Source organism: Corallococcus macrosporus DSM 14697 (genome assembly GCF_002305895.1).
Taxonomy (GTDB): domain Bacteria; phylum Myxococcota; class Myxococcia; order Myxococcales; family Myxococcaceae; genus Myxococcus; species Myxococcus macrosporus.
Window position 1 is genome coordinate 500470 of record NZ_CP022203.1, and the last position, 23367, is coordinate 523836.

General features: G+C 71.4%; 23 protein-coding genes. 16 read left to right on the forward strand and 7 right to left on the reverse strand.

Going from position 1 to position 23367, the window contains the following annotated elements:
- The first annotated feature begins 176 nt into the window (after window positions 1-176).
- Window positions 177-1472, forward strand: a complete 1296-nt coding sequence (gene hemL / locus MYMAC_RS02185; RefSeq protein ID WP_095956853.1) for a glutamate-1-semialdehyde 2,1-aminomutase — start codon at window positions 177-179, stop codon at window positions 1470-1472.
- 70 nt (window positions 1473-1542) lie between these two features.
- The gene (locus MYMAC_RS02190; RefSeq protein ID WP_239989286.1) at window positions 1543-3696 is read left to right on the forward strand and encodes a serine/threonine protein kinase; all 2154 of its coding nucleotides are present in this window, start codon (window positions 1543-1545) and stop codon (window positions 3694-3696) included.
- 15 nt (window positions 3697-3711) lie between these two features.
- Here the strand turns inward: MYMAC_RS02190 and MYMAC_RS02195 are convergent, their stop codons facing one another.
- The 3 genes from MYMAC_RS02195 to MYMAC_RS02205 all read right to left on the reverse strand — a co-directional run bounded on the left by MYMAC_RS02195 (window position 3712) and on the right by MYMAC_RS02205 (window position 7940).
- A complete protein-coding gene (locus MYMAC_RS02195) occupies window positions 3712-4569 on the reverse strand; it encodes a hypothetical protein (RefSeq protein ID WP_013936428.1) in 858 nt (285 codons plus the stop codon).
- A 52-nt stretch (window positions 4570-4621) separates the two neighbouring features.
- A complete protein-coding gene (locus tag MYMAC_RS02200) occupies window positions 4622-7249 on the reverse strand; it encodes a GAF domain-containing protein (RefSeq protein ID WP_095956855.1) in 2628 nt (875 codons plus the stop codon).
- A 172-nt stretch (window positions 7250-7421) separates the two neighbouring features.
- Window positions 7422-7940, reverse strand: coding sequence for a YbhB/YbcL family Raf kinase inhibitor-like protein (locus tag MYMAC_RS02205; protein ID WP_095956856.1), 519 nt, complete (start codon window positions 7938-7940; stop codon window positions 7422-7424).
- 418 nt (window positions 7941-8358) lie between these two features.
- Between MYMAC_RS02205 and MYMAC_RS02210 the strand changes: the two genes are divergently transcribed.
- The 6 genes from MYMAC_RS02210 (at window position 8359) to ychF (ending at window position 12260) form a co-directional block, all read left to right on the forward strand.
- Window positions 8359-8625: an AtpZ/AtpI family protein gene (locus MYMAC_RS02210; RefSeq protein WP_013936425.1), complete on the forward strand. Its 267-nt coding sequence runs from the start codon at window positions 8359-8361 to the stop codon at window positions 8623-8625.
- The gene (locus tag MYMAC_RS02215) at window positions 8622-9032 is read left to right on the forward strand and encodes a hypothetical protein (protein ID WP_013936424.1); all 411 of its coding nucleotides are present in this window, start codon (window positions 8622-8624) and stop codon (window positions 9030-9032) included. The genes MYMAC_RS02210 and MYMAC_RS02215 overlap by 4 nt, the downstream gene beginning before the upstream one ends.
- On the forward strand, window positions 9032-10039 hold the full coding sequence (gene atpB / locus MYMAC_RS02220; RefSeq protein ID WP_013936423.1) for a F0F1 ATP synthase subunit A: 1008 nt from the start codon (window positions 9032-9034) through the stop codon (window positions 10037-10039). The genes MYMAC_RS02215 and atpB overlap by 1 nt, the downstream gene beginning before the upstream one ends.
- A gap of 143 nt (window positions 10040-10182) precedes the next feature.
- Complete coding sequence (locus MYMAC_RS02225; protein WP_013936422.1) at window positions 10183-10413, forward strand: ATP synthase F0 subunit C; 231 nt, start codon at window positions 10183-10185, stop codon at window positions 10411-10413.
- Window positions 10414-10544: 131 nt separating this feature from the next.
- Window positions 10545-11099, forward strand: coding sequence for a F0F1 ATP synthase subunit B (gene atpF, locus MYMAC_RS02230; RefSeq protein WP_013936421.1), 555 nt, complete (start codon window positions 10545-10547; stop codon window positions 11097-11099).
- Between the two features lie 51 nt (window positions 11100-11150).
- Entirely contained in the window at window positions 11151-12260 is a 1110-nt protein-coding gene (ychF, locus tag MYMAC_RS02235) for a redox-regulated ATPase YchF (protein WP_013936420.1), read from the forward strand.
- A 103-nt stretch (window positions 12261-12363) separates the two neighbouring features.
- On the opposite strand, the gene MYMAC_RS02240 is transcribed toward ychF, so the two are convergent.
- Both MYMAC_RS02240 and MYMAC_RS02245 read right to left on the reverse strand, forming a co-directional pair.
- Entirely contained in the window at window positions 12364-12660 is a 297-nt protein-coding gene (locus MYMAC_RS02240; protein ID WP_013936419.1) for a hypothetical protein, read from the reverse strand.
- Window positions 12661-12851: 191 nt separating this feature from the next.
- Complete coding sequence (locus MYMAC_RS02245; protein WP_095956857.1) at window positions 12852-14168, reverse strand: citrate synthase family protein; 1317 nt, start codon at window positions 14166-14168, stop codon at window positions 12852-12854.
- Between the two features lie 106 nt (window positions 14169-14274).
- Between MYMAC_RS02245 and MYMAC_RS02250 the strand changes: the two genes are divergently transcribed.
- Genes MYMAC_RS02250 through MYMAC_RS02265 form a run of 5 tightly spaced genes read left to right on the forward strand, consistent with a single transcriptional unit; the run spans window position 14275 to window position 18561 of the window.
- Complete coding sequence (locus MYMAC_RS02250) at window positions 14275-15054, forward strand: class I SAM-dependent methyltransferase (protein WP_013936417.1); 780 nt, start codon at window positions 14275-14277, stop codon at window positions 15052-15054.
- 27 nt (window positions 15055-15081) lie between these two features.
- On the forward strand, window positions 15082-15585 hold the full coding sequence (locus tag MYMAC_RS02255; RefSeq protein WP_013936416.1) for a cupin domain-containing protein: 504 nt from the start codon (window positions 15082-15084) through the stop codon (window positions 15583-15585).
- Between the two features lie 13 nt (window positions 15586-15598).
- A complete protein-coding gene (locus MYMAC_RS02260) occupies window positions 15599-16096 on the forward strand; it encodes a hypothetical protein (RefSeq protein ID WP_095956858.1) in 498 nt (165 codons plus the stop codon).
- 60 nt (window positions 16097-16156) lie between these two features.
- Window positions 16157-16672, forward strand: coding sequence for a hypothetical protein (locus tag MYMAC_RS37515; RefSeq protein WP_239989287.1), 516 nt, complete (start codon window positions 16157-16159; stop codon window positions 16670-16672).
- Window positions 16645-18561, forward strand: coding sequence for an MYXO-CTERM sorting domain-containing protein (locus tag MYMAC_RS02265; protein WP_239989288.1), 1917 nt, complete (start codon window positions 16645-16647; stop codon window positions 18559-18561). The genes MYMAC_RS37515 and MYMAC_RS02265 overlap by 28 nt, the downstream gene beginning before the upstream one ends.
- 65 nt (window positions 18562-18626) lie before the next feature.
- Here the strand turns inward: MYMAC_RS02265 and MYMAC_RS02270 are convergent, their stop codons facing one another.
- Window positions 18627-19424, reverse strand: a complete 798-nt coding sequence (locus MYMAC_RS02270) for a TIGR00266 family protein (protein WP_043709521.1) — start codon at window positions 19422-19424, stop codon at window positions 18627-18629.
- A 54-nt stretch (window positions 19425-19478) separates the two neighbouring features.
- Window positions 19479-20000 carry a hypothetical protein gene (locus MYMAC_RS02275; protein WP_095956859.1) on the reverse strand — a complete coding sequence of 174 codons (522 nt, stop codon included), beginning with the start codon at window positions 19998-20000 and terminating at the stop codon, window positions 19479-19481.
- 177 nt (window positions 20001-20177) lie between these two features.
- Here MYMAC_RS02275 and MYMAC_RS02280 point away from each other — a divergent pair, with 177 nt between their 5' ends.
- From MYMAC_RS02280 to MYMAC_RS02290, 3 genes are all read left to right on the forward strand, one after another.
- On the forward strand, window positions 20178-21392 hold the full coding sequence (locus MYMAC_RS02280) for a metallophosphoesterase (protein WP_095961444.1): 1215 nt from the start codon (window positions 20178-20180) through the stop codon (window positions 21390-21392).
- 72 nt (window positions 21393-21464) lie between these two features.
- Window positions 21465-22538, forward strand: coding sequence for a type IV pilus twitching motility protein PilT (locus MYMAC_RS02285; protein WP_204817722.1), 1074 nt, complete (start codon window positions 21465-21467; stop codon window positions 22536-22538).
- A gap of 293 nt (window positions 22539-22831) precedes the next feature.
- Window positions 22832-23365, forward strand: a complete 534-nt coding sequence (locus MYMAC_RS02290) for a hypothetical protein (RefSeq protein ID WP_193364446.1) — start codon at window positions 22832-22834, stop codon at window positions 23363-23365.
- Window positions 23366-23367: the final 2 nt, after the last annotated feature.

Here is a 23367-nt window from a genome sequence, read left to right on the forward strand (position 1 = left end):
GGGGAGCGGGCGTCGCCGAGGCCCTCAAGTTGGGTCTGATTTACAAAAATGACGGTTTCTTCCGTCCTTCCGGGGACTGTCCATAATGTGTCGGCGGCGGCACGAAGAAGCGAGGGGCATGGGGGCGGGCGTGCGGGGACACAGCTTGCGTCGTGCCGCATGTTATGGAACGCGCCATGAACCACGCTCACAGTCAGGCTCTCTTCGCTCGCGCGCAGGCTCGCATTCCCGGCGGAGTGAATTCTCCGGTGCGCGCCTTCCGGGGCGTTGGCGGCGACCCTGTCTTCTTCCGTGAAGGCGCCGGTGCCTGGCTCACGGATGTGGACGGCAACCGCTACGTCGACCTCGTGGGGAGCTGGGGGCCGCTCATCCTGGGCCACGCGTATCCGCCCATCGTGGACGCCATCATCGAAGCCGCGCGCCGGGGCTCGTCCTTTGGCGCGCCGCACGCGGGCGAGGTCGAGTTCGCGGAGCTCATCTGCGCCACCATGCCCGCGGTGGAGATGGTGCGGCTGGTCTCCAGCGGCACCGAGGCCACGGTGGCGGCCATCCGCGTCGCGCGGGGCTTCACCGGCCGCGAGCACATCCTCAAGTTCGAGGGCTGCTTCCACGGCGCGGGGGACCCGTTCCTGGTGAAGGCGGGCAGCGGCGTGGAGACGCTGGGCCTGCCGGACTCGCCGGGCGTGCCGTCGGCGCTGGCGAAGCTCACGCTCACCGCGCCGTTCAACGACCTGGCGGCGGTGGAGCGCATCTTCGCGGAGAAGGGCCAGGACATCGCCTGCGCCATCATCGAGCCGGTGGTGGGCAACATGGGCGTGCTGGTGCCCAGGCCGGGCTATCTCGAAGGGCTGCAGGCGCTCTGCCAGAAGCACGGCGTGCTGCTGGTGCTGGACGAGGTGATGACGGGCTTCCGCCTGGCCCGTGGCGGCGCGCAGGAGCTGTACGGCCTCAAGCCGGACCTCACCACCATGGCCAAGGTGGTGGGCGGGGGCATGCCGCTGGGCGCGTACGGTGGCCGCCGCGACATCATGGAGAAGGTGGCGCCCGCGGGGCCGGTGTACCAGTCCGGCACGCTGTCCGGGAACCCGGTGGCGGTGGCGGCGGGCCTGGCGTGCCTCAAGGCGCTGGCGGCGCCCGGCACCTACGCGCGGCTGGAGGAGGTGAGCCGCATGCTGGAGGTCGGGCTGCTCGCCGAGGCGAAGGCCGCGGAGGTGCCCGTCACCATCAACCGCGTGGGCAGCATGCTCACGGTGTTCTTCACCGGTGAGCCCGTCTACGACTACACCAGCGCGAAGCAGGCGGACACGGCGCGCTTCGGCGAGTTCTTCCACGCCATGTTGAACGAAGGTGTCTACCTGCCGCCCAGCCAGTTCGAGGCGGCGTTCGTGTCGCTGGCCATTGGCGAGCCGGAAGTCGCGCACGTGCTCGCGGCGGCGAGAAAGGCCTTCCGTTCGCTTGGCAAGACCGGTTGAGCCCGCGCCCCTCGAGGGGCCCGTTCGCTTCGGTCCCTATACCCTCGCGCGCCGCATTGGCGCCGGGGGCATGGGAGAGGTGTTCCTCGCGCGCGAGGAGTCGCCGCGCCGCGCCTGTGTGGTGAAGAAGGTCCTGCCGCAGCTCATGGCGAGCCCGCAGTTCGCCGGACGCTTCCGGGACGAGGCCCGCGTGGTGGTGCGGCTGCACCACCCGAACATCGCGCGCGTGTACGCCATGGGCGAGGTGGACGGGCAGCTCTACCTGTCCATGGAGTACGTGCAGGGCAAGACGCTCAGCCGGCTGACGTACCGGCTGCGGCAGCTCGGGCGGACGCTGCCGCTGGGCATCCTGCTCCACCTGGGGCAGCGGCTCTGCGAGGGCCTGGCCTACGCGCACGACGCGACGGACGAGAACGGCCACCCGCTGCACCTGGTCCACCGGGATTTGTCTCCCGCGAACGTGTGCATCAGCTACGCGGGCGAGGTGAAGATCATCGACTTCGGCGCGGCGCAGTCCACGCTGAAGGAGCAGCAGACGGCGCCCCGGGTGGTGATTGGGAACCTGACGTACATGGCGCCGGAGCAGGCGCGGAAGCGCTTCGTGGACCGGCGCGCGGACGTGTACGCGGTGGGCGCGCTGCTGTGGGAGTTGTTCGCGTGGCGGCCGCTGGCGCAGCGGGGCGATCCGGTGGAGCGGTGGCGGCGCGCGGCGTACCCGCAGTGGGAGCCGGCGGGGCACTTCCGCCAGGGCGTGCCCGCCAGCGTGGACGCGTTCCTGATGCGCGCGCTGGCCTCCGAGCCCGACAACCGCTTCCCGGACGCGGCCGCCATGGGCGCGGAGCTGGCGCGGATGAAGGCGAAGCTGGCGCCCAACGTGGGGGATGCGGAGCTCGCGAAGGTCATCGCGGCCGCGTTCCCTCGGGAGAAGAAGGCGGAGGAGCTCGTGCTCCGGGAGTTGCTGCGCGAGCCGCGCTCCCGTGCGCTCACCGAGCCAGCGCTGGCCACCGTGTTGGCGCCCCCCACCGCGCTCGCCTTCGAGCACGGCGGCATCGACGCGCCCGAGGACTTCGTCCCCGCCGAGCAGGGGGACGCGGATGGCGCGAAGGCGCAGGGCGCTCCCGACGCGCGCGGTGGCGACGCGGACGAGGGCGAAGCCACGGTGCGCGGCGCTCCCGCCGCGCGCGGTGCAGATGCGGCCGAAGCAACAGTCCGTGGTGTCCGTGAGAGGCCGTCCCCTCTCGGGCAGGGTGCGGACGAGGAAGGACTCGAAGCCACGGTGCATGGAGGCGGCGCAAGGCCGTCCACTTCAGGGCAGGGTGCAGACGAGGAAGGGCACGAAACGACGGTGCGCGGGGCCGCTGAGCGGCCGCCCGATACGCTCCAGGCCGTCAGCGGGCGAGTCGGCACAGCGTTGTATGGCACGGAGGACGAGTCCACCGTGGTGGAAGGCGGCGCCTCGCGGACACCCCGCGGACCGCCCAGCGCCGACCCCGGTGGCCCCGCGAGCGCGCGCCACGACGCCGACGATGAAGCCACCGTCGTTCAACCGGGGCGCAGGTCTGGCGCGGATGGAATGCCCGCTGCCGCTCCCGGTGATGGTGAGTCCACGCTCGTTCATCCCGCGCGAGGCACGGCCGCGAGCGCACCCGGCGACGCGGACGAGGAGACCACCGTCGTTCAGCCCGAGCGCGCCCGATTGGCCGCGGGCAATCAGGTCGCCTCGCAGTCCCACGGGGGCGGCGAGCCACGGCCCGCACCCGCGGAGGCGCAGCGCCCGGGCATCCCCTCTCCCGCGGGGGAATCCGCGAACGGCGCCAGCACGGCCGGAGACGCCGCGGCCACCGAGGCCGTTGACGCCGCGAAGCTGATGGTCGCCCTTGAACGGGCGGAGGCCGCTCGCAACGAGACCGCCCGTGCCACGGCATCCGAGGACGTCACCGTGACCGAGGTGAACCCCTCCAGGGCGCTCCACGCGCAGCGCCGGGCCACCCGCGAGACGCAGGTGGGCTTCGGCGTGGACATCTCCCAGTCGGTGGACGCGGCGGCCGTGGAGGCCCGTCGCCTGGAGTTGGTCCGCGCCATCACCGGGGACGAGGCGCTCCCCATCCCCGAGGCGGACAAGCCCTCCGGCATCTGGCGCCTCGGAAGGCGCGCCTGGCTCGCGGCGGGGCTCTTCACGGGCGCGTGTGCCCTGGGGCTCGCGCTGGCGTGGGCCCTGTCCTGAGTCCTGCTCGGAGCGTCAGCTCCCCCACGGCAGCCGGTAGCTGAAGCCCAGGCTGATGGTGGCGGTGTCAATCCAGTTGCTGGTGAAGCCGTCGCCGAACTGCTCCTCGTCATCGTCCGACGTGCCGCGCGCGCCGCCGCCCAGGTAGCGCAGGTTGAGGAACGCATCCACGTTCTCCGTGATGCGCACGCCCCCGCGCAGGGACGCGTCCAGCAGCGCGCCCGTGGTGTTGGAGTCACTGTCGCCGTTGATGATGGCCGTGGGCGCGTAGCTGCCGTCCGCCTCGAAGCCCAGCCACCAGCCGCCGCCCAGGCCCCAGCGCCCGCGCACCTTCAGCAGCGGCACCGGCCCCACGTCCCGCGCGGTCCGCCGCAGCGTGCCGTCCGCGGAGGTGAAGACGTAGTTCGCGTTGCGGAGCTGCAGCGACACACCGACGGACAGCTCCCGGTCTGGTCCGGACAGCAGGTCATACAGGTAGCTGGCCCGGTAGAACGGGAAGCTGTAGCCCACGTCCAGCGGCGTGCCCGCCGGGAAGTCCAGCGCGTCGATGCGCACGTCCCGCTTGAGCACCACCTGCGTGTCGATGGCCAGCGGTTGGTAGAGGAACACCACCGAGTGCCGGCCCTTCAACGTCAGCTCGGCCGACAGCCGCATGAAGTTGTAGAGGTTGGTCTGTCCACCGTCGTCCGTGTAACGGAACAGGGTGCCGTCACTGCCCTGGCGCAGGCTGTGGGCCAGCACGTCCAGGAAGCCCATCTCCCCCACGAACTTCAGTTGCACCCGAGGCTCGTCCGGAGGCGTGGGCGCCTGGGCCTGGACGGTGAAGGTGCTCAGACTGACAAGGATTCCGAAGACGGCGGCATGGCGGTGCATTCCTGCTCCTCGCGAGGGGATTTGGGCCCCGGACGCGCGAGCTTCAAGTGCGTTACCAACCTTCGTGCGCCGCCATGCCGGGTGTGTCCAACGGGAGATAGAGCCGGAACGTGGTGCCCTGGCCCGGCTGGGACTCCAAGGCCACGCGGCCCTGGTGGGACTCGATGATGCGCTTCACCACCGCCAGCCCCAGCCCCGTGCCCTTGGCCTTGGTGGTGAAGAAGGGCTCGAAGATGCGCGCGCGCACGTCGGGAGAGATGCCCGGCCCGCTGTCGGCGAACTGCACTTCGACTTCCGGTGTCCCTGTCGCCCGCCGGACGCTCGCGCGCAGCATGCCGCCCTGGGGCATGGCCTGTACGGCGTTGATGGCGAGGTTGAGGAAGGCCTGGCGCATCATCCGCTCGTCCACTGTCACGGAGGGGACATCCTCCGCCAGGTCCATCTCCACGCGCACCTGGCCCGGGGCCTCCGCCAGCGCGCCCCGCACCGCGTCCTCCACCAGCGGCGACAGCGGCACGGCATAAGGGGGCGGCGCGGGTGGCCGCGCGAAGGTGAGCAGGTCCGCGACGATGCGGTTGAGCCGGTCCGACTCCTCCCCGACGATGTCCAGCAGCGGCACCGCCGCGCTGTCCGGCCCGACGATGCGGCGGAGGGACGCCACCGAGTTGAAGATGGCGCCCAGCGGGTTGCGCACCTCGTGGGCCACCACGGCGGACAGCTCGCCCAGCGCGGCCAGCCGCTCGCGGCGCACGAGCTGCGCCTGGGTGCGGGCCAGCTCCACGTAGCTGGCTTGCAGGTCCTCCACCAGCCGGGCGCCCTCGCGCGCCAGGGCCAGCTGGTTGGCGATGGCGCTGGCCCGCTCCACCTCCGCGGGCGTGAAGCGCCGGGGGCGCCGTGTCTCCACCGCCATCATCACGCCCATGGGGCGCTCGTGGACCACCAGGGGGAGCACCAGGAACGCCCGCGCGCCGGGCAGCAGCCGGACCTCCTCGTTGACGCGCAGGTCGGAGCGGACGTCCTCCACCATCACCACCTCGCGCGTGTGGAACGCCACGGACGCGAGCGATGCATCCGCGGGGATGAGCGGCAGGGCATGCCCGCGCAGCTCCGGGGAGGCGCCCGTCATCGCGCGGGGCTGGAGCCGCTCGCCCGGGCCATCCGGCAGGAACACGTAGGCCTCCGACGTGTCCACGATGCGCGCCAGGCTGGTGGCGCCGATGTGCAGCAGCGTGTCCAGCTCCAGCGTGGCCGCCATCGCCTTGGCCACCTCGTGCAGCAGCGCCAGGTCCTCCGCGCGGCCGCGAAGCTCGTGCAGCAGCCGGTGGGATTCAATGGCCGCCGCGAAGTGGCTGCCCATGGCCTGCAGCGTCTCCCGCTCCAGCGGCGTGAGCGGCCGGCGCTCGCGGAAGAGGGCGGCCAGCGTGCCCACGCCGCGCGAGCGCACCCGCAGGGGGACGACCACCACGGTGCGGAAGCCCTGCCGGCGCAGCTCCTCGCCCAGGTCCTCCGGGCAGGACTCCACCTCGCGCTCCAGCGGGACGCCTTCCCGCTGCGCCTGGACGCACAGGCTTTCGCCCCGCCAGCGCCGCGTGAAGTCCTCCGAGGTCTGGAGGTCCAGGCCCCGCGCGTACGCGAGCTCCACCTCGCCGTCGTCCGCGGGCAGGAGCACCGCCACCGCGTCGCAGCCCAGCAGCCCGGCGATTTCGTCGGTGCCCGGCGCGAACAGGGCCTGCGCGTGCGGCGCGGAGGCCGTCACCGAGGCCAGCCGGTTCAGCGCCGCCAGCGCCGTGTTCTGCGCGGACAAGCGGGAGATGGTGAGCGCCGCGTCCAGCGCCGCGGAGACCTGCGCGCCGAACAGCCGCACCGGCGGCAGCTCCTCCTCGCGCAGCCAGTCCGCCACCAACGCGAGCACCGCCCGGGGCTGGCCCTCCACGTCGACGCGCACCGCGATGGCGCGCGTCTGCCCGGCGCGCTGGAGGCCCTGCCGCACCAGCGCCCCCCGGGCGCCCCGGAGGAAGCGCTCCGCTTCCTGGGGCAGTTCGTCCGTGTAGGCCGCGCCATCGCGCCAGGCGCGCTTCAGCAGGGGCGGCCACTGTCCCACGATGTCCCGCACCCACCGGCCGCTCAAGGCCGCTGCCTCCGGAGGCACCATGCCGGGCGGCACGAACGTCTGGCCCAGCCGGACGCCGAGCCGTTCCGGAGAGAGCCAGGCGCAGGCCAGCTCCAGCTCCTCCACGCCGGAGAACATCCGCCGCAGCACCTCGCCCTCGGTGCGAAGCGAGGGCAGGCTCGCGCCCAGCTCCGCCAGCCGCTGAAGCACGCTGCGCCGCCGGGCTCGCGCCGACACGTCGCGCACCAGCACCACCCACTCCAAGCCGCTGGGGATGACGGTCAGCTCCACGCGCCGCTCTCCCTCGGGGGAGCGCAGCAGCGTCTCGTAGGTGGTGGGGACGGGTTCGCCGCGCTTGCGCCGGGCGTGCCTGGCGTCCAGCTCCTCCGCGCTCGCGGGGGGGACCAGGAGCGTGGCGTATTCGCCCAGCACGGCCTCGCGCGGGTGGCCCGACATCGTCACCAGCGCCTCGTTCACATAGACGAAGCGCCCGTCACGGATGACGCACACACCCACGGACATGGCATCGAAGGGGCCGTAGGCAGCCCCGGCTTCGGCGGCGGTTTTCACGGCGGCCTGACTCTTCCACCGCTGACAGGCCCCGCGAAATCACCCCACCGCCACTTCGCCCACCATCCCACAACGTGGCGCCGTCGCTGCGGCTTACCCGTAGGACAACGGGCCCGGCCGCGTGAGGCAGCCGAGCCCGGGGCTCCAGGCCTGGAGGGGCCCCCGTGCCGCGTCAGGCGGGGGACGCCCCGGAGGGCTCCGCGCCGCGGTGGTGGACCTTGGTGTACAGGCCAATGAGCTCCGCCTCGCCCAGGATGTGGCCCGCCATGGTCTCCCGGAGCTGGGTGCGCGAGGCCCGGCCCAGGTCCGGCAGCACCGTGTCCAGCGCGAACAGGCGGAAGAAGTACCGGTGCATGCCGATGGGCGGCATGGGGCCCCCGTAGTCCTGGCGGCGGAAGTCGTTCTGCCCCTGCCGGGCGCCCTCCGGCAGCACGTCCGGCGTGGCGCCTTCCGGCAGCCCCTGGGCCGAAGGTGGGATGTTGTAGACGACCCAGTGGGAGAAGGTCATCTGCGGGTTGCGCGGGTCTGGCGCGTCCGGGTCTTCCACGATGAGGGCCAGGCTCTTCGTCCCGGCCGGCATGCCCGTCCATTGCAGGGGCGGCGAGACGTCGTCGCCCTCGCCCGTGTAGGCAATGGGGATGAGGTCGCCGTCCTTGAAGCGGGGGGACGTGAGCACGAGCGGCTTCGGCATGGAGTCCTCCAAAGAAGAATCACGGTGGGTTGACGCGTATCGGGTGCAAGCTGGCGACGCTGGCTCCCAGGCGCCGAGGAGCGGGGTGGCCACCGCCCGGAGGCTGGCCACCTGGGCGGTGGGGCAGGCAGTCCCCGCCCCACACGGTGGCCCGCGACCGGGGGCCGCTGCCTGCGCGGAGCCCGGCGCGCCCCTCGGTGCGGGGGGCTCCGGGGCGGGTGCCTCCACCAGGCGGGGCAGATCGGCGGTAGCTGAGCTTGCCGAAGCGGCAATCGCGACTGGGGGCCGGGGGACCGCCGCCCATGGTACCGGTTGCGTGTGCCGCGTGTTCGGTGTTAAGCGGCGCCCGCGCGTAGCGGGGTTGGGTCTGGTGGGGTTGGAAAAGCGAGGGTTTCCCGGGGTTTGGGGAGGCGTCCGAATGGAAGTGAAGGAGCCCCGGAAACCGGGCGGTTCGGATGGCAGCGAGCTGGGGGAGACGGCCCGGCAGATGCGGGCGGCGCAACCCTACGTCGCGGCGGTGTGGAAGCTGGTAGGGGGAGCGGTGGTGGGCGTGCTGGGCGGCTACTGGCTGGACAAGAGGTTGGGGACAGGGCCCTGGCTGATGGTGGTGCTGAGCCTGGTGGGCATCTGCGTGGGCTTCTATGGATTCCTCCATGAGATGGCCCGGCTGGGGAAACGGAAGTGACGGCGCGGGGCGGCGGTAGCGGGACGGACTCCTTCCGGAGTCATGCGGCGCTGGCGGGTGGCGTGGCGGTGGTGGGCCTGGCGCTGGCGGCGTTGATGCCGCAGGTGGTGGAGGACCGCGTCTCCGCGCTGTGGGGCGTGGGGCTGGCGACGGTGACGGGCGCGGTGGCGCTGGTGCTGAAGCGGCGGGCGGTGCGGCAGGACCTCAACGCCGCGCTGAAGGTGGTCGGAATCATCTTTGGCCTTCGGGCCGTGGGCGTGTTGGCGGGGCTGTTGGGCGTGGTGACGCGGGGCATGGCGGCGGTGCCGTTCATCGCCGGGTTCTTCGGCGTCTACTTCGCGCTGCAGTGGATTGAAGTGAGCTACGTGATGGCCGCGTCGAAGGAATCGGCGGGCGGAGACGAGTGATGCGCAAGGCAATGGTGCTGTTCGCCAGTCTGTTCGCTGCCACGGCGTGGGCCGCGGGGTCGGAAGACGACGTGCCGGGGTACATCCTCCACCACGTCGTGGACTCGCCCTACCTGGAGATTGAAGTCCCGCTGGGCAGCCCCATCCACGCGCTGGACTTCCCCCAGTGGCTCATCCCGCTGAAGCCCAACGGGTGCGAGCTGCGGATGACGGACCACGGCCAGGAGGTTCCGGGCTTCACGGAAGGCTGCCTGGACGTCTCCCTCACCAAGCACACCGTGATGATGTGGCTGGCCGCGCTGCTGCTGCTGGCCACCTTGTTCACCTGGGGCAACCGGGACAAGACGAAGCTGGTGCCGCGCGGCGCGGGCGCCAACATCATCGAGATGCTGGTGCTGTTCGTGCGTGACGAGCTGGCCATCAAGAACATCGGCAAGGAGGAGGGCCCCCGCTACGTGCCCTACCTGCTCACCGCGTTCTTCTTCGTCCTCTTCATGAACCTGCTGGGCCTGATTCCCTGGATGGCGACCGCCACCGGCAACCTGGCCGTCACCGCGTCGCTGGCGGTGTGCACCTTCGTCATCACCCAGATTGCCGGCATCCGCGCGGCGGGCCTGGGCGGCTACCTGAAGCACCTGACGGGTGGCGTGGCGCCCTGGCTGTGGCCCATCATGATTCCGGTGGAGGTGCTGGGCCTGTTCACCAAGCCCTTCGCCCTCACGATGCGTCTGTTCGCCAACATGCTGGCGGGCCACATCGTCCTCTTCTTCCTCCTGGGCCTCATCTTCATCCTCGGCCACCCGGCGGTGGCGGCGGTGAGCGTGCCCTTCGCCTTCGCCATCTACCTGCTCGAGCTCTTCGTGGCCTTCGTGCAGGCGTACGTCTTCACGATGCTGTCGGCGCTGTTCATCGGCATGAGCGTGGCCATGGGCCACCACCATGACGACCACGGCCACGCGTCCGAGGTGGGCCCCAGCCACGACCACGGCAAGGCGCACCACATCTAGGCCTCCGACCAAGTTAGCGGGGCGCGGCGGTACGGCGCCCCGGCAGAAGACCCGGCGGTTCGAAAGGCCGCCGGAGGTAGTCCTAAAGGGACATCACGACCCCCCCACAAGCGGGTCCACGCTACGAAAGAATAAGTGTTCCCATGACGAACCTCGCTCTTGCCTTCCTCGCCGCCGGTCTGGGTGCCGGTCTCTCCATCATCGGTGCCGCGCTCGGCATTGGTAAGCTGGCCGCCGCCGCCATGGACGCCACGGGCCGTCAGCCGGCCGCGGGCGGCGACATCCGCACCACGATGATCATCGCGGCGGCCCTTATCGAAGGCGCCACGCTGTTCGCGCTGGTCGTTTGCATCCTGCTCGCCACCAAGGTCTAGGTCGAGCGCAGGTCGAGTCATCGCCGGAAGGCCGCCGGTGCCCGCGGGGTGTCTTGCCCCGGGTGCCGGCTGCTCCGGCCGCAGCAACCGACGTCTTCGCAGTCTCCCTCCCTCACGCTGGACATCCCGCCATGTTCCTGCCCTCTGTCCTCGCCGCCAGTAGCCTCGTGAAGGTCCAACCGGGCCTCATCTTCTGGACCCTCGTCACCTTCATCTTCGTCGCCATCGTCCTGAAGGCGAAGGCCTGGGGCCCCATCCTGTCGCTGGTGGAGGAGCGCGAGAAGCAGATCGCCAGCTCCATCGAGAGCGCCAAGCGTGAGCGCGCCGAGGCGGAGAAGCTGCTGGCCGACCAGAAGACGGCCATCGCCGAGGCCCGCCGCGAGGCCGCGGAGATGATGCGCCGCAACACGCAGGAGATGGAGAAGTTCCGCGAGGAGCTCATGGCCAAGAGCCGCAAGGAGGCCGAGGAGCTCAAGCTGAGCGCGCGTCGCGAGATTGACGAGCAGAAGGCCAAGGCCATCGCCGAGGTCCGCTCCATGGCGGTGGACCTGGCCATGGAAGTGGCCGGCAAGCTCATCAGCGAGCGCATGGACGACAGCAAGCAGCGCGCGCTGGCCGAGCAGTTCGTCCAGGGCCTGCCGCTGAACGGCACCAGCGCCTCCGGCGCCGTCCGCCGCACCGCCTAATCCCCTTCTGGGGAAGCGCGCCCCCCGGCGCGCGTGTTCCAGGGAATCACCATGGGTCTTTCCATCGGCATCGTCGGGCTGCCCAACGTCGGCAAGTCCACCCTGTTCAACGCGCTGTCGGCCGCGGGCGCGCAGGCGGCCAACTACCCCTTCTGCACCATCGAGCCCAACGTGGGCGTGGTGCCCGTGCCGGATGACCGCCTTGACCAGTTGTCCGCGCTCATCAAGCCGCTGAAGAAGGTGCCCACCTCGCTGGAGTTCGTGGACATCGCCGGCCTGGTGCGCGGCGCGTCCAAGGGCGAGGGCCTGGGCAACCAGTTCCTGGGCAACATCCGCCAGGTGAACGCGGTGCTCCACGTGCTGCGCTGCTTCGAGGACGACAACGTCACCCACGTCGAGGGCGGGGTGAATCCGGTGCGGGACCGGGACGTGGTCGACACGGAGCTGTGCCTCAAGGACCTGGAGACCGTGGAGAAGCGCCGCGAGCGCACCCTGAAGAACACCAAGGTGGGCGGCAAGGTCGGTGAAGAGGCCAAGGCCGAGGTGGCGCTCCTGGACCGCATCAAGGCGGGCCTGGACAACGGCATCACCGTGCGCGCCCAGAAGCTCACCGAGGAGGAGGGCGCCGTCATCCATGACCTGTTCCTGCTCACCGACAAGCCCGTGCTGTACGTGGCGAACATCGGCGAGGGGGAGCTGGGCAAGGAGGACGCCAACCCCCACGTGAAGGCCGTCCGGGAGATGGCCGCGAAGGAGGGCTTCGAGGTGGTGGTGCTCGCCGCCGCGCTGGAGTCCGAAATCCAGCAGCTTCCGGAGACCGAGCGTCCGGGCTTCCTGGAGAGCGCGGGCCTGTCCGAGCCCGGCCTGCACAAGGTGGTGCGCGCCGGCTACAAGCTGCTGGGCCTGTGGACCTACTTCACCGTGGGCGAGCAGGAGTGCCGCGCCTGGACCATCCACCAGGGCTACAAGGCCCCGCAGGCGGCCGGCGTCATCCACTCCGACTTCGAGCGCGGCTTCATCAAGGCCGAGGTGATGCGCTGGGAGGACCTGGTGAAGCTGGGCAGTGAGTCCGCCGTGAAGGAGAAGGGCCTGCTGCGCGTGGAAGGCAAGGAGTACGTCGTGCAGGACGGCGACTGCATGCACTTCCGCTTCAACGTGTAGCGGTTCGTCCGTCCACTCCGGTCATCGCGGGCGCTGTGCTTCCGGACGCTTCGGTCTGGAGGCGGCGCCCGCGAGCCGTTTCAGGGCCGGGGCTCCGTGTCGCTCAGAAGCCGCGCGGGCCTTGCAGCACCGTGTAGACCCAGATGCCCACGGCGATGAGGGCCAGCACGGTGGTGAAGGTGGCCGTGCGGCGCATGCGCGGGCGCTCCTCCGGCGGGTGCTTCGAGGCGAAGAACCACATGCCTCCGACGCGCAGGACCAGGAACATGAGGAGCAGGAGCGGGCCGACCACCTGCCAGCCGGAGGGGCGCATCAGCACCACGCCCCACGAGGCGAGGAAGGCGACGTTGCCCAGCAGCGAGGCGATGGCGAAACGGGGATAAACGCGTCGAGTGTCCACGGCGCGGGAGTCTCCCCTTCCGCGTGCGGGCTTCCAACCACGGACTTCGCCCGGTGCGTGGCAGGCGACAGAGGCGGTGCGCCTCTGCGTCGCGGGCGCGGAATGGCGCGCCCGGCCCGCTACCGCATGAGGGCGCGGTGCCGCAGGAGCCTGTCTCGCGAGGCCGTGCCGCGTGGCCCTCACGGAGTGCGTCACGCACCGCCGGGTGCCTGGCCTCCCGTGGGGCGTGGTGCCGGCTCCACGTAGCGCGCCCGGGGGCGGAGCAGATGGCCCTGTTCTCGCTGCTCCAGCACATGGGCCACCCAGCCCGCGGAGCGCCCCACGGCGAACAGCGTGGCGCCCGCGCCTGGAGGCAGTCCCAGCGCCGCGGCGAGCATCACCAGCCCGAAGTCCACGGACGGCGGTGGGTGCCCCGCGGCGCGCATGGCGTCCATCACCGCGCTGGCGATGCGGACCCCTGGCGCCTCGGAGTTGACGGCCCGGGCGGCTTCCACCAGGGGCGGTGTCCTCGGGTCTCCGTCGGGGTAGAGCTGATGGCCGAAGCCGGTGATGACCTCGCCGCGCCGCAGCCGCTCCCGGATGACCTCCGCGGCGCGCTCCGGCCGTCCCACCTCCACGAGCAGCGCCTCCACCCGGTCGCAGGCGCCGCCATGCCTGGGGCCCGACAGCGCGGCCAGCGCGGCGCTCAGGCAGGCGTACAGGTCCGCGCCGGACGAGGCCACCACGCGCGCGGCGAACGTGGACACGTTGAGCTCGTGGTCCGCGCACAGCACCAGCGCGCGGTCGAGCAGCGCCGGCGCGCGCTTCACGCGGGTGTTCCAGGCGCGTGCCAGGGATTGCGCCACGGTGGGCTCGTTCAACGCGTGGGTCACCCGCCCCGGCGCGTTCGCCACGCAGACCCAGGCGGAGAGCTGGCGCAGCAGCCTCCGGGCGCGGGCGCGCTCCTGCTCGGGCGGCGCGGCGAAGCGCACGGCGTCTCGTGCGCCCCAGAGCGGCACCAGGGAAGACAGCGCGGCCACGGGCGGTGTGCCACGGGGCAGCAGCTTCGCCAGCTCGGACGGCGGAAACGCTGGCTCGGGCGAGGGCCACCGGGTCGCCGCCTCGGGCAGCGCGCCGGTCCACAGCAGCTCCGCGACGTCCTCGAACGCGCGCCCCTCCACCGCGAGCGTCACCGCCGAGTGCCCCCGGTACGCGAGCCCCTCCGCGCCCACGCGCGACACCGACGAGTCGATGACGGGCTCGCCCCAGCGCAGGGCTCCCGAGGCCACCGCGGCGTGTCCCGCCCTGGCGTCGTGCCGCGCCTTCAGCCGCTCCAAATCCGAGCGCACATAGCGGTTCTCCTTGGTGCCGCGCTCCGGCACGCAGCGCACGAGCCCGCGGCTCACGTAGGTGTAGAGCGTGGCCCGCTTCACGCCCAGGAGCGCGGCGGCCCGCGCGGCGGTCACCAGCTCCTCCTCAGGTCGATGGTCGAATCGAGATTGAGAGCGTCCGCCCTTGGGCCTACTCATGTCTCACGCACCTCCACGAAGGCCATTGTCGACTCGACTGGACGACGTGTCGATACGTCCCCGGCTCGGCGTGGCCCACGTGTGCGCGCGAGGAGAGGAGCCTGTCATGCAGGTGGACTTCGGACGCACGTCGTCGGACTACGTGAGACACCGGGCCGGCTTCCCGGAGGCCTTCTTCGAGCGGCTCGACAGGGAAGGGCTGCTGCGTCAGGGGCTCCGCGCCGTGGACCTGGGCACGGGGACGGGGACGGTGGCCCGGGGACTGGCCCAGCGTGGCGCCGTGGTGACGGGGCTGGATGTCTCCGCGGACATGCTGGAGGCCGCGCGCGGGCTCGCCTCGGGGATGGGCCTGGACATCGACTTCCGGCAGGCGCCCGCGGAGAACACGGGCCTGCCCTCGCAGGCGTTCGACCTGGTGGTCGCGGGACAGTGCTGGCACTGGTTCGACCGGCCCGTCGCGGCGCGTGAGGCCGCGCGGTTGCTCGTCCCCGGTGGGCGGCTGGTCATCGCCCACTTCGACTGGCTGCCGCTGCCCGGCAACGTGGTGGAGGCCACCGAGTGGCTCATCGAGCGCTTCAACCCGGGCGCGCCCACGCCCTCCGTCTCCTTGAGTCTGTCCTCGGGCGTCTATCCCCCGTGGTTCCGCGACGCCGCCGAGGCGGGCTTCACCCAGCTCACCTCGTTCTCCTTCGACGTGAGCGTGCCGTACACCCACCGGGCCTGGCGGGGCCGCATCCGCGCCAGCGCGAAGGTGGGCGCGTCCATGCCCGCGGCCACGGTGAGCCGCTTCGATGCCGCGCTCGCGGACCTGCTCGCGGGGAGCTTCCCCGCGGACCCGCTCGACGTCCCCCACCGCGTCTTCGCGCTGCTCGCGACGCGGCCCTGAACCTCGAAGCACCAGGAGCCCTTGCTTATGTCCTCACATCCCCACGTCGTCCACGAGCCCGAGCTTCCCTGGACCGAAGTCACCCAGGGCCCCCGGGTGCAGTACCGCCGCAAGCAGTTGGGCGCCGCCGCGAAGGGCCGCAAGCTGGGGTGCAGCCTCATGGAGCTGCCCCCCGGCAAGCACGCGTGGCCGCGCCACTACCACCTGGCCAACGAGGAGGCCTACTTCATTCTCTCCGGCTCGGGCCGGCTGCGCCTGGGCGATGACACGCTCGCCGTGAAGGCCGGGGACTACGTGGCGCTGCCCGTCGGGCCCACGGGCGCGCACCAGCTCCTCAATGACGGAGCGGAGACGCTGCGCTACCTGGCCTTCTCCACCATGGTGGAGCCGGACGTCATGGTGTACCCGGACTCGGAGAAGGTGGTCATCTCCGCCGGCAGTGCCCCTGGCGGGGACAAGGCGGCCCGCACCCTGTTCACCACGCTGCCGCTCTCCGCGGAGGTGGACTACTGGAGCGGCGAGGAGCGATAGGCTGTGGGCCGCGATGGCCCCCTTGCTCGACGTGCTCACCCGGGAGCGGCTCCTCAAGAACCGCGCCGCCGCCGCGGCCCTGCTGCCGCGCGGCGAACCTCCCCATGTGTCCCTGCTGCGCCTGTGCGACGCGGGGCTGCTCGAAGGCGGCCTGTCCGTGGGGTACGGCGTGCGCGCCGACGAGCTGGTGGGCCCGCTCACCACCGCCATGGGCGGCGCGGCCCGCCGCTTCAAGGTGGTGGACGTGCGGGAGCGCCCCGTCCTGGAGCTCCACGTCATGGCCGGTGACGTGACGGAGCGCTGGGAGGTGGAGGACCTGTCCTCGCTGGTGCACAACCTCAACAGCCTCTACCGCGACGCGCCAGACGTGCGCGCGGTGGCCGAGCTGGGTGAGTGGGAGGACGCGCTCCAGCTCTGGTGTGTGGACAAGCGCGCCCTGCCGCGGCTGGTGCGCCAGCCCTTCTTCGCGCCGCGCAATGGCCGGGCGCTGATGAACCCTTCGGGGGACTGAGGCTCCAGAGGGCGCCCCGCACTCGCGGCAGACCCGGATTCTGAGGCAGCATGAGGGGGCATGCGCTTCGTCCTGACCTGCCTGCTCGTGTTGCTCCCGGCGTCCCCCGCGCTGGCGGAGCTGGATTCCTTCGGCCTGGGCACGGGCCGCGATGGCGCGCTGTCCGTCACGACGGAGGGGCGGGTGCTCAACACCGCCACGCCGCTGACGGACCTCGCGGTGGCCGGCGCCCGCGACGTCCCCGTCCAGAGCGTCTCCGGCTTCACCGCCGGCGGGCTGGTGCTCCTCCACCAGAGCGGCGGCTCGGCGGAGGCCGTGGTCGCCAGTGACGGCGGCACCCTGGCGCTGCGGCGAATGGGCCACTGGGAGCTGGCGCGCGTGGAGGCGGTGTCGGCCTCGCCGCCCGCGCTGCGCCTCACCGAGCCCCTGGCGCAGGCCTACACCGCGCCCGGGGCGCAGGCCGTCACCGTGCCGGAGTACACGAACGTCCTCGTGGGCTCGGGGGCTCCGTGGTGCCCCGGCCGTGGGATGGGCGCAGTGGTGGCATCGTGGCCTTCCTCGCCACGGGCACGGTGACGAACCAGGGCCTCATCAGCGCGCAAGGGATGGGCTTGCGCGGCGGCGCGTTCGCCAACCACCCGGAGCGCTTCGGTTGCACCGACCTGGACGTCCCCCCCGAGGCTGGCGGGGCCTACAAGGGGGAGGGCCTTCGGGTGGGCCGCTTCGGTACGGCCGCGGGGCGCGGCTCCGTGGCCGGCGAAGGCGGCGGCGGCAACTGCCACAACGCGGGAGGGGGCGGCGGTGGAAATGGGGGCCGGGGCGGCGTGGGAGGCCGCACGTCGGAGGCGGACCTGGCGCGGGACGTGGGTGGGTTGGGTGGCGCGCCCGCGCAGTACTCGCTCGTGGAGAAGTTCGTCTTCGGGAGCGGCGGTGGCGCGGGGGAGGGCAATGACGACCTGGGCTCGGGCGGCGGCGCGGGCGGTGGCGCGGTGCTCATCCGGGCGCGGGCGATTTCGGGCACGGGGCGCTTCACCGTGGATGGGCAGGCCGCCGAGCACACGCCGGGCGACGATGGCGCGGGGGGCGGTGGCGCGGGCGGTGTCCTCATCCTTCGCGCGCAGGAGTCGCTGGGCTGCGGGAGCGCCAAGGCCGGGGGCGGCAATGGCGGCGACGTCACCTATCCGGACTGGCTTCTGGGGCCGGGTGGGGGCGGCGGTGGTGGCGGCATGCTGCTGCAGGGGGTGACGGTGTCGTGCCCTGGGAGCGTGCCAGGCGGCTCCGCTGGGACCGTCGCGACGGCCGATGGTGGAACGCACGGCGCGGGCGTGGGGACCGAGGGCTTCGTCGAGGAGTACCTCACGGCCTACCGCACGCCCACGATGCCGGCGGTCATCTCGCCTGTGTCCGGAGCGGTGGGGTTGCCGCACCGGCCGCGCTTCGAGGGCCGGGCGGACCCTGGCGTTCGCGTCCTCGTGTTCGTCGATGGCGTCGAACGGGTCCAGGTGGGCTCGGGCGCGGACGGCCTGTTCGTCGCGGGCATCCCCGCGCCGCAGCCGCCGCTCGATGTCGGCATGCACACGGTCCACGTGGTGACGGAGTCCTTGGGGGCCTACAGCGAGCCCTCCGAGCCCGTGTCGTTCTCCGTCGCCGCCACCTTGGAGGACGGTGGCGTGGTGGTGGAGCCCATCCTGGTGATTCCGCAGGACGGTGAGACGGTGGGGACCACGCCGCTGTTCGCGGGGGTCGCGCCCAACGGGCTGACGGTGGGCATCGAGGTGGACAACGGCCCCGAGGTCATCATCCCCGTGGATGGCGCGGGCCGCTTCCGTTACCAGTGGCCCGCCGAGACACCCCTGTCGCCGGGGCCTCACTTCGTCACCGTGCATTCCCACAACGAGGCGGGCGTGAGCGGCCCGTATTCACAGGCCAGCCGCTTCGAATCCCAAGCCGGGGCGGACGGGGGCACGCCCGGTGACGCAGGCACGTCCGGTGACGCAGGCACGTCCGGTGACGCAGGCACGTCCGGGCAGGACGCGGGGACGCAGCCAGGAGACGGCGGCACCCAGGTGCCGGAGGACGGCTGGCCGGTGCTGGTGGTGCCTGAAGAAGGCGAGGTGGTGGACTCCACGCCGCTCTTCGCGGGCGCGGCGACGGCGGGCGCCACGGTGGTCATCGAGGTGGATGGCAGCGAGGTCGCCACGGTGACGGCCGATGACACCGGCGCCTTCCGCTATCAGGTGCCCCCTGAGCGCGCGCTGCCGGTGGGCGCGCACAGCGTGGCGGCGCAGGAGCACCTCGTCACCTCCAGCCGGGCGCCGGCGCGCTCACGGTCCACCGGCTTCGAGGTGCGGGGGCCCGCGGCGCTCGACGTGGGCTGCGGCTGCGGCGCATCCCCCGTGGGCGTGGTGGGCTCCTGGGCGCTGCTGGTGGGGCTGGCCGGCCTGTCGCGGCGGCGTCGCGGATAGCGGCGCGGCCCGCGGGGCATCACCTTCCCGCGCGGGCCGCGAACGGATGGCGCACCGGGGCAGCGCTAGTCGTCGCCGAGCAGGCTGCCCAGCCCGACGCCGCCCAGCACGCTGCCTTCTCCCGTCGCGCCACCCGGCCGCGAGGCGGAGAGGATGCGGCCCGCGAGCCGGCTGAAGGGCAGCGACTGGAGCCACACCTTGCCGGGGCCGCGCAGCGTGGCGAAGAAGAGCCCCTCGCCGCCGAAGAAGGCCGTCTTGATGCCGCTCACCATCTGGATGTCGTAGTCCACGGTGGGCTGGAACGCGACGATGCAGCCGGTGTCCACGCGGAGCAGCTCGCCGGGGCCCAGCGTGCGCTCGTGCAGCGTGCCGCCCGCGTGGATGAAGGCGAGCCCGTCTCCCTGGAGCCGCTGCATGATGAAGCCCTCGCCGCCGAACAGGCCGGTGCCCAGCTTCTTCTGGAAGGCGATGCCCAGCGACACGCCCTTGGCCGCCGCGAGGAAGCTGTCCTTCTGCGCGATGAGCTCGCCGCCCAGCTCGCTCAGGTTCACCGGGATGATTTTGCCCGGGTAGGGCGCGGCGAAGGACACCTTGCGCTTGCCGCGGCCGCTCTTGTTGAGGAAGACGGTGGTGAAGAGGGACTCGCCCGTCAGCAGGCGCTTGCCCGCGCCGAGCAGCGAGCCGAAGAAGCCGCCCGTCTTCTCCGAGCCGTCACCGAAGATGGTCTCCATCTCGATGCCGTCCTCCATGTACATGAGGGTGCCGGCTTCGGCGACCGCGGCTTCTCCCGGGTCCAGCTCCACCTCGACGAACTGCAGGTCCTCGCCGTAGATGTGGAAGTCCACTTCGTGCATGCGTGTCATGGATGCGCTCCGTCGTGAGGAAACGGCGCGCACCATAACCGCCCCTTCACGGGGCTACCGCGACAGAATCAAAGCCAGGGTGGCCACGAGCCGGGCGTCGTCATTGCCAAGGGCGGGCGGAATCGACAGCGACACGGGGTTCTCCAGGCCCGCCAGGCACGAACGCCAGCCCTGGTAGCGGCCGTCCTCGGAGGCCTTGAGCTCGTAGCTGCACCGGCCCACGTCGCCCTTGAGCGTCTGGGGCGTCACCTGGAAGTCGGTGAGCTGCCCGCCGAAGGTGCCCTTGGCGCGCAGGGCGCCTTGTTCCTGCGTCAGCCGCAGGTCCACGGGGCCGCTCCCGTAGATGCCGCGAATCCGCGCGGCGTCGAACGAGAGGTTGAGGGGCAGGCCGAAGGCGCGGCCGCGCAGGGCCTCGTCGCTGAAGCCAAGCTGGAGGTCGGGGCTGGAGACGTCCTGTCCGGTGACGCGCGCGTTGAGGGCGACTCGGGGCGTCCTCAGGTCCAGGTACTGGACGGGCTCGGCCCAGGCCGCGCTCGCCGCGAGCAGCGCGGCCGTGAAGATATGTGAAGTTCGCATGGATGGAACGTAGCTGGCTCGCCAACCCGTCGCCCGTGTCTTAGGTGTGGTGCTCGCGATGAGGCGTTGACCCGGCCGGTGTGCGGGCGGGTTGCCGGGCAGCGGCCCCCGACAGCCGTTATGTCCCAGCGCTCCGGGCGCTGTCATGGCGGGCACCGGTGAAGGAGGTTGTCGTTCGTGGCGGAGCTGAATCCAGGCATGCGGCGGGAGGCCCGGCCCAGGGTGTCCCTGGCGCTGGTGTTGCGGTGGTTGATGTCGCTGGGCGGCATCCTCACGCTGATGGGCGGGCTGCATGCGTACCTCGCGGTGCGCCTGTTCCTGAGCCCGCAGCTCCCCGCGCCGTGGGGCTGGCTGGGGCCCGCGCTGGTGGCGCTGCTGTTCGTGTCGCTGCCGGTGGGGATGATGGCGTCGCGGCGCGAGCCGACCTTCTGGACGCAGGCGCTCCAGTGGACGTCCTACGTGTGGCTGGGCGCCTTCGGCATCCTGCTCAGCGCGGTGGTGGTCGCGGACCTGGTGGGGTGGGGCCTCAGCGTGTCTGGCGTGGTGATGGATGCGCTGGCCCTGGCGCGCGGCAAGGCCCTGGTGGCGGTGGGCGTGACGGTGCCGGCGGTGGTGTATGCCTTCGTCACCGCGCGGGGCCGGGCGACGGTGGAGCGCGTGACGGTGCCGGTGGCGGGGCTGGCGCCCGGGCTCCATGGCCTGAAGGTGGTGCAGATTTCAGACATCCACATCGGGCCCACGCTGGACGGGCGCTGGCTGCGGCGCGTGGTGGAGCAGGTGAACGCGCTCCAGCCGGACGTGGTGGCGGTGACGGGCGACCTGGTGGACGGCACCGTGGACGCGCTGCGGGACGAGGTGAAGCCGCTGTCGGAGCTGCGCGCGTCCCTGGGCGTCTTCTACGTCACCGGCAATCACGAGTACTACCACGGGGGACCGGCCTGGGCGTCCGAAGTGGCGCGCCTGGGCCTCACCGTCCTCCAGAACGAGCACCGGGTGGTGGAGCGCGGCGGAGCGCGGCTCACCATCGCCGGGGTGACGGACCATGACGCGGGCCACATCATTCCCTCGCATGCCAGCCGTCCGGAGCTGGCGCTGCACGGGGCGCCGCACGGGGTGCCGCGTCTGTTGTTGGCGCACCAGCCCCGGACGGCCCTGCGCGTGGCGGAGTCTGGCGTGATGGTGGACCTGCAGCTTTCCGGTCACACACACGGCGGGCAGGTGTTTCCCTTCATGTTCTTCATCAAGCTGCAGCAGCCGGTGGTGCGCGGACTGGCCACCATCGCCGGGGTGCGCGTCTATACCCACCGAGGGACGGGCTACTGGGGGCCGCCGCTCCGGTTGGGGCCCTCGCCTGAGATTGCCGAGCTGACCTTGGTGCCCGCCCCGGGTTGATTGCACACCATGTGCAAGTGTTGAGTATCCGCCTAGAATCCGGGACCTTCCTAGCTGAAGAGGGTCACTCCCCTGGATCTGGCAACGCTCAACAAGCTGCTCGCGGTCGGTGTGCAGAACGGTGCATCGGACATCCATTTCAGGCCGGGAGACCCGCCCATCTACCGGGTCAATGGCGCGCTCCGGCCCTTGAAGATGGAGAAGCTTCACGCGGACCACACACGACAGGTGGCGTTCCATGTCGTGTCGGACCCCGAGGTGAAGAAGCAGATCGACACGCTGCAGGAGTGCGACGCGTCCTACAGCCTGCCGGGCGTGGCGCGCTTCCGGGTGAACATCTACCGGCAGCGGGGCTCGCTGGCGTGCATCCTGCGCATCATCCCGGATGAAATCCCAACCATTGACGGGCTGGGATTGCCGCAGGTGCTGAAGAAGATTGCCGGCAACGAGCGCGGGCTGGTGCTGGTGACGGGCGCGACGGGCTCCGGAAAGAGCTCCACGCTGGCGTCGATGATTGACCACATCAACCGCACGGAGAACCTGCACGTCCTCACCATCGAGGACCCCATCGAGTTCATCTACAAGAACATCAAGTCCTCCATCTCCCAGCGGGAGATTGGTCCGGACACGCAGAGCTTCGCCATCGCCCTGCGCGCGGCGCTGCGCCAGGACCCGGACGTCATCCTCGTGGGCGAGATGCGCGACACGGAGACCATCGACATCGCGCTCAAGGCGTCCGAGACGGGCCACCTGGTGCTCTCCACGGTGCACACCACGGACGCGTCCCGCACCATCAACCGCCTGGTGTCGGTGTTCCCCGCGGAAGAGCAGACGATGGTGCGCATGCGCCTGGCGGACTGCCTCAAGGCCACGGTGTCGCAGCGCCTGCTGCCCCGGGCCAGCGGCAAGGGCCGCACGGTGGCGCTGGAAATCATGGTGCAGACGAAGACGGTGGAGCAGTACATCCGCGACGACCGCGCCAACGAGCTGAAGGACGTCATCGAGAAGGGCCGCGACATGTTCGGCATGCAGTCCTTCGACCAGCACCTGACGCAGCTCTACCGGGAGGGGCTCATCACCCTGGAGACGGCGCAGAGCGCGGCCTCCAACCCGGCCGACTTCCAGCGCGCGCTCGAGTTCGAGTGAGCGTCGCGGGCAGCCGCCTTGCCCGGTGGGGCAGGGAGGCGCCAGGGGCGCAGGCGCGCGCAGGGTGTTCATGGACGCGCGGCCACTCCAGCAGCGGTGCGCGCGCTCAGCTCAGAGGAGGTAAGTGGGTCTTTATATACCCGATACACCTGGATAGGTGTTACCTCTGACCCACTGAACGGGCGTTTCAAGATGCCCAACGTCACGGGTTTGGAGGTCCAGGAACTCAGGAACTGTTCCCAGGAATTGAAGCAAAGATTGATATTTCCGCTATTGCTGGTTATTGTCGCGTTGTGTCCAGCGCCCCCGCCCCCCTGATTCGCCGTGCGCAGTCCCTCCTCGATGCCCGCCACCTGGTGGAGGCTGGCGCACTGCGTCTTCCCATCGAGCCGGCGCCCGCGCCCGCACGGCGTCACCGGAGCGCGCCCAAGGGGCCTCGGGTGATGCTCGTGTCGGAGGAGCCGCTGTTCCGGCTGGCCATGGGCCGCGAGCTGGCGTCAGACTTCGAGCTGGTCCCCACGTTGGGCATCGCGTCGGCGGACCGAAGGATGGACCTGGGCGTGGTGCCGGAGGCGGTGATCGTGGACCTGGACTCCGTGGAGCGGGCGGCCGTGCCGACCTTCCTGGCGCGGCTGGTGGAGCGGGACCTGGCGGGGCCGCGCATCCTCGTGTCGTCGCACTTCCGTCCCGAGGTGGCCGCGGCCTACAGCGCCTCCAGCCTCACGCACTTCGCGCTGTCCCGTCCGTGGCGTCCGGGCGCGCTGCGCACGCTGGTGGAGTCCGTCATGGGGCTCTCCGGGCTGCGCGCCATGGCGGCGGGGCGTTGAGG

Bases quoted from the DNA above. Each gene is read 5' to 3' on its own strand.
- hemL (WP_095956853.1), top strand. From the start codon at position 177: ATGAACCACGCTCACAGTCAGGCTCTCTTCGCTCGCGCGCAGGCTCGC.
- MYMAC_RS02190 (WP_239989286.1), top strand. From the start codon at position 1,543: ATGGGAGAGGTGTTCCTCGCGCGCGAGGAGTCGCCGCGCCGCGCCTGT.
- MYMAC_RS02195 (WP_013936428.1), bottom strand. From the start codon at position 4,569: ATGCACCGCCATGCCGCCGTCTTCGGAATCCTTGTCAGTCTGAGCACC.
- MYMAC_RS02205 (WP_095956856.1), bottom strand. From the start codon at position 7,940: ATGCCGAAGCCGCTCGTGCTCACGTCCCCCCGCTTCAAGGACGGCGAC.
- MYMAC_RS02210 (WP_013936425.1), top strand. From the start codon at position 8,359: ATGGAAGTGAAGGAGCCCCGGAAACCGGGCGGTTCGGATGGCAGCGAG.
- atpB (WP_013936423.1), top strand. From the start codon at position 9,032: ATGCGCAAGGCAATGGTGCTGTTCGCCAGTCTGTTCGCTGCCACGGCG.
- MYMAC_RS02225 (WP_013936422.1), top strand. From the start codon at position 10,183: ATGACGAACCTCGCTCTTGCCTTCCTCGCCGCCGGTCTGGGTGCCGGT.
- atpF (WP_013936421.1), top strand. From the start codon at position 10,545: ATGTTCCTGCCCTCTGTCCTCGCCGCCAGTAGCCTCGTGAAGGTCCAA.
- ychF (WP_013936420.1), top strand. From the start codon at position 11,151: ATGGGTCTTTCCATCGGCATCGTCGGGCTGCCCAACGTCGGCAAGTCC.
- MYMAC_RS02245 (WP_095956857.1), bottom strand. From the start codon at position 14,168: ATGAGTAGGCCCAAGGGCGGACGCTCTCAATCTCGATTCGACCATCGA.
- MYMAC_RS02250 (WP_013936417.1), top strand. From the start codon at position 14,275: ATGCAGGTGGACTTCGGACGCACGTCGTCGGACTACGTGAGACACCGG.
- MYMAC_RS02255 (WP_013936416.1), top strand. From the start codon at position 15,082: ATGTCCTCACATCCCCACGTCGTCCACGAGCCCGAGCTTCCCTGGACC.
- MYMAC_RS02260 (WP_095956858.1), top strand. From the start codon at position 15,599: ATGGCCCCCTTGCTCGACGTGCTCACCCGGGAGCGGCTCCTCAAGAAC.
- MYMAC_RS37515 (WP_239989287.1), top strand. From the start codon at position 16,157: ATGCGCTTCGTCCTGACCTGCCTGCTCGTGTTGCTCCCGGCGTCCCCC.
- MYMAC_RS02270 (WP_043709521.1), bottom strand. From the start codon at position 19,424: ATGACACGCATGCACGAAGTGGACTTCCACATCTACGGCGAGGACCTG.
- MYMAC_RS02275 (WP_095956859.1), bottom strand. From the start codon at position 20,000: ATGCGAACTTCACATATCTTCACGGCCGCGCTGCTCGCGGCGAGCGCG.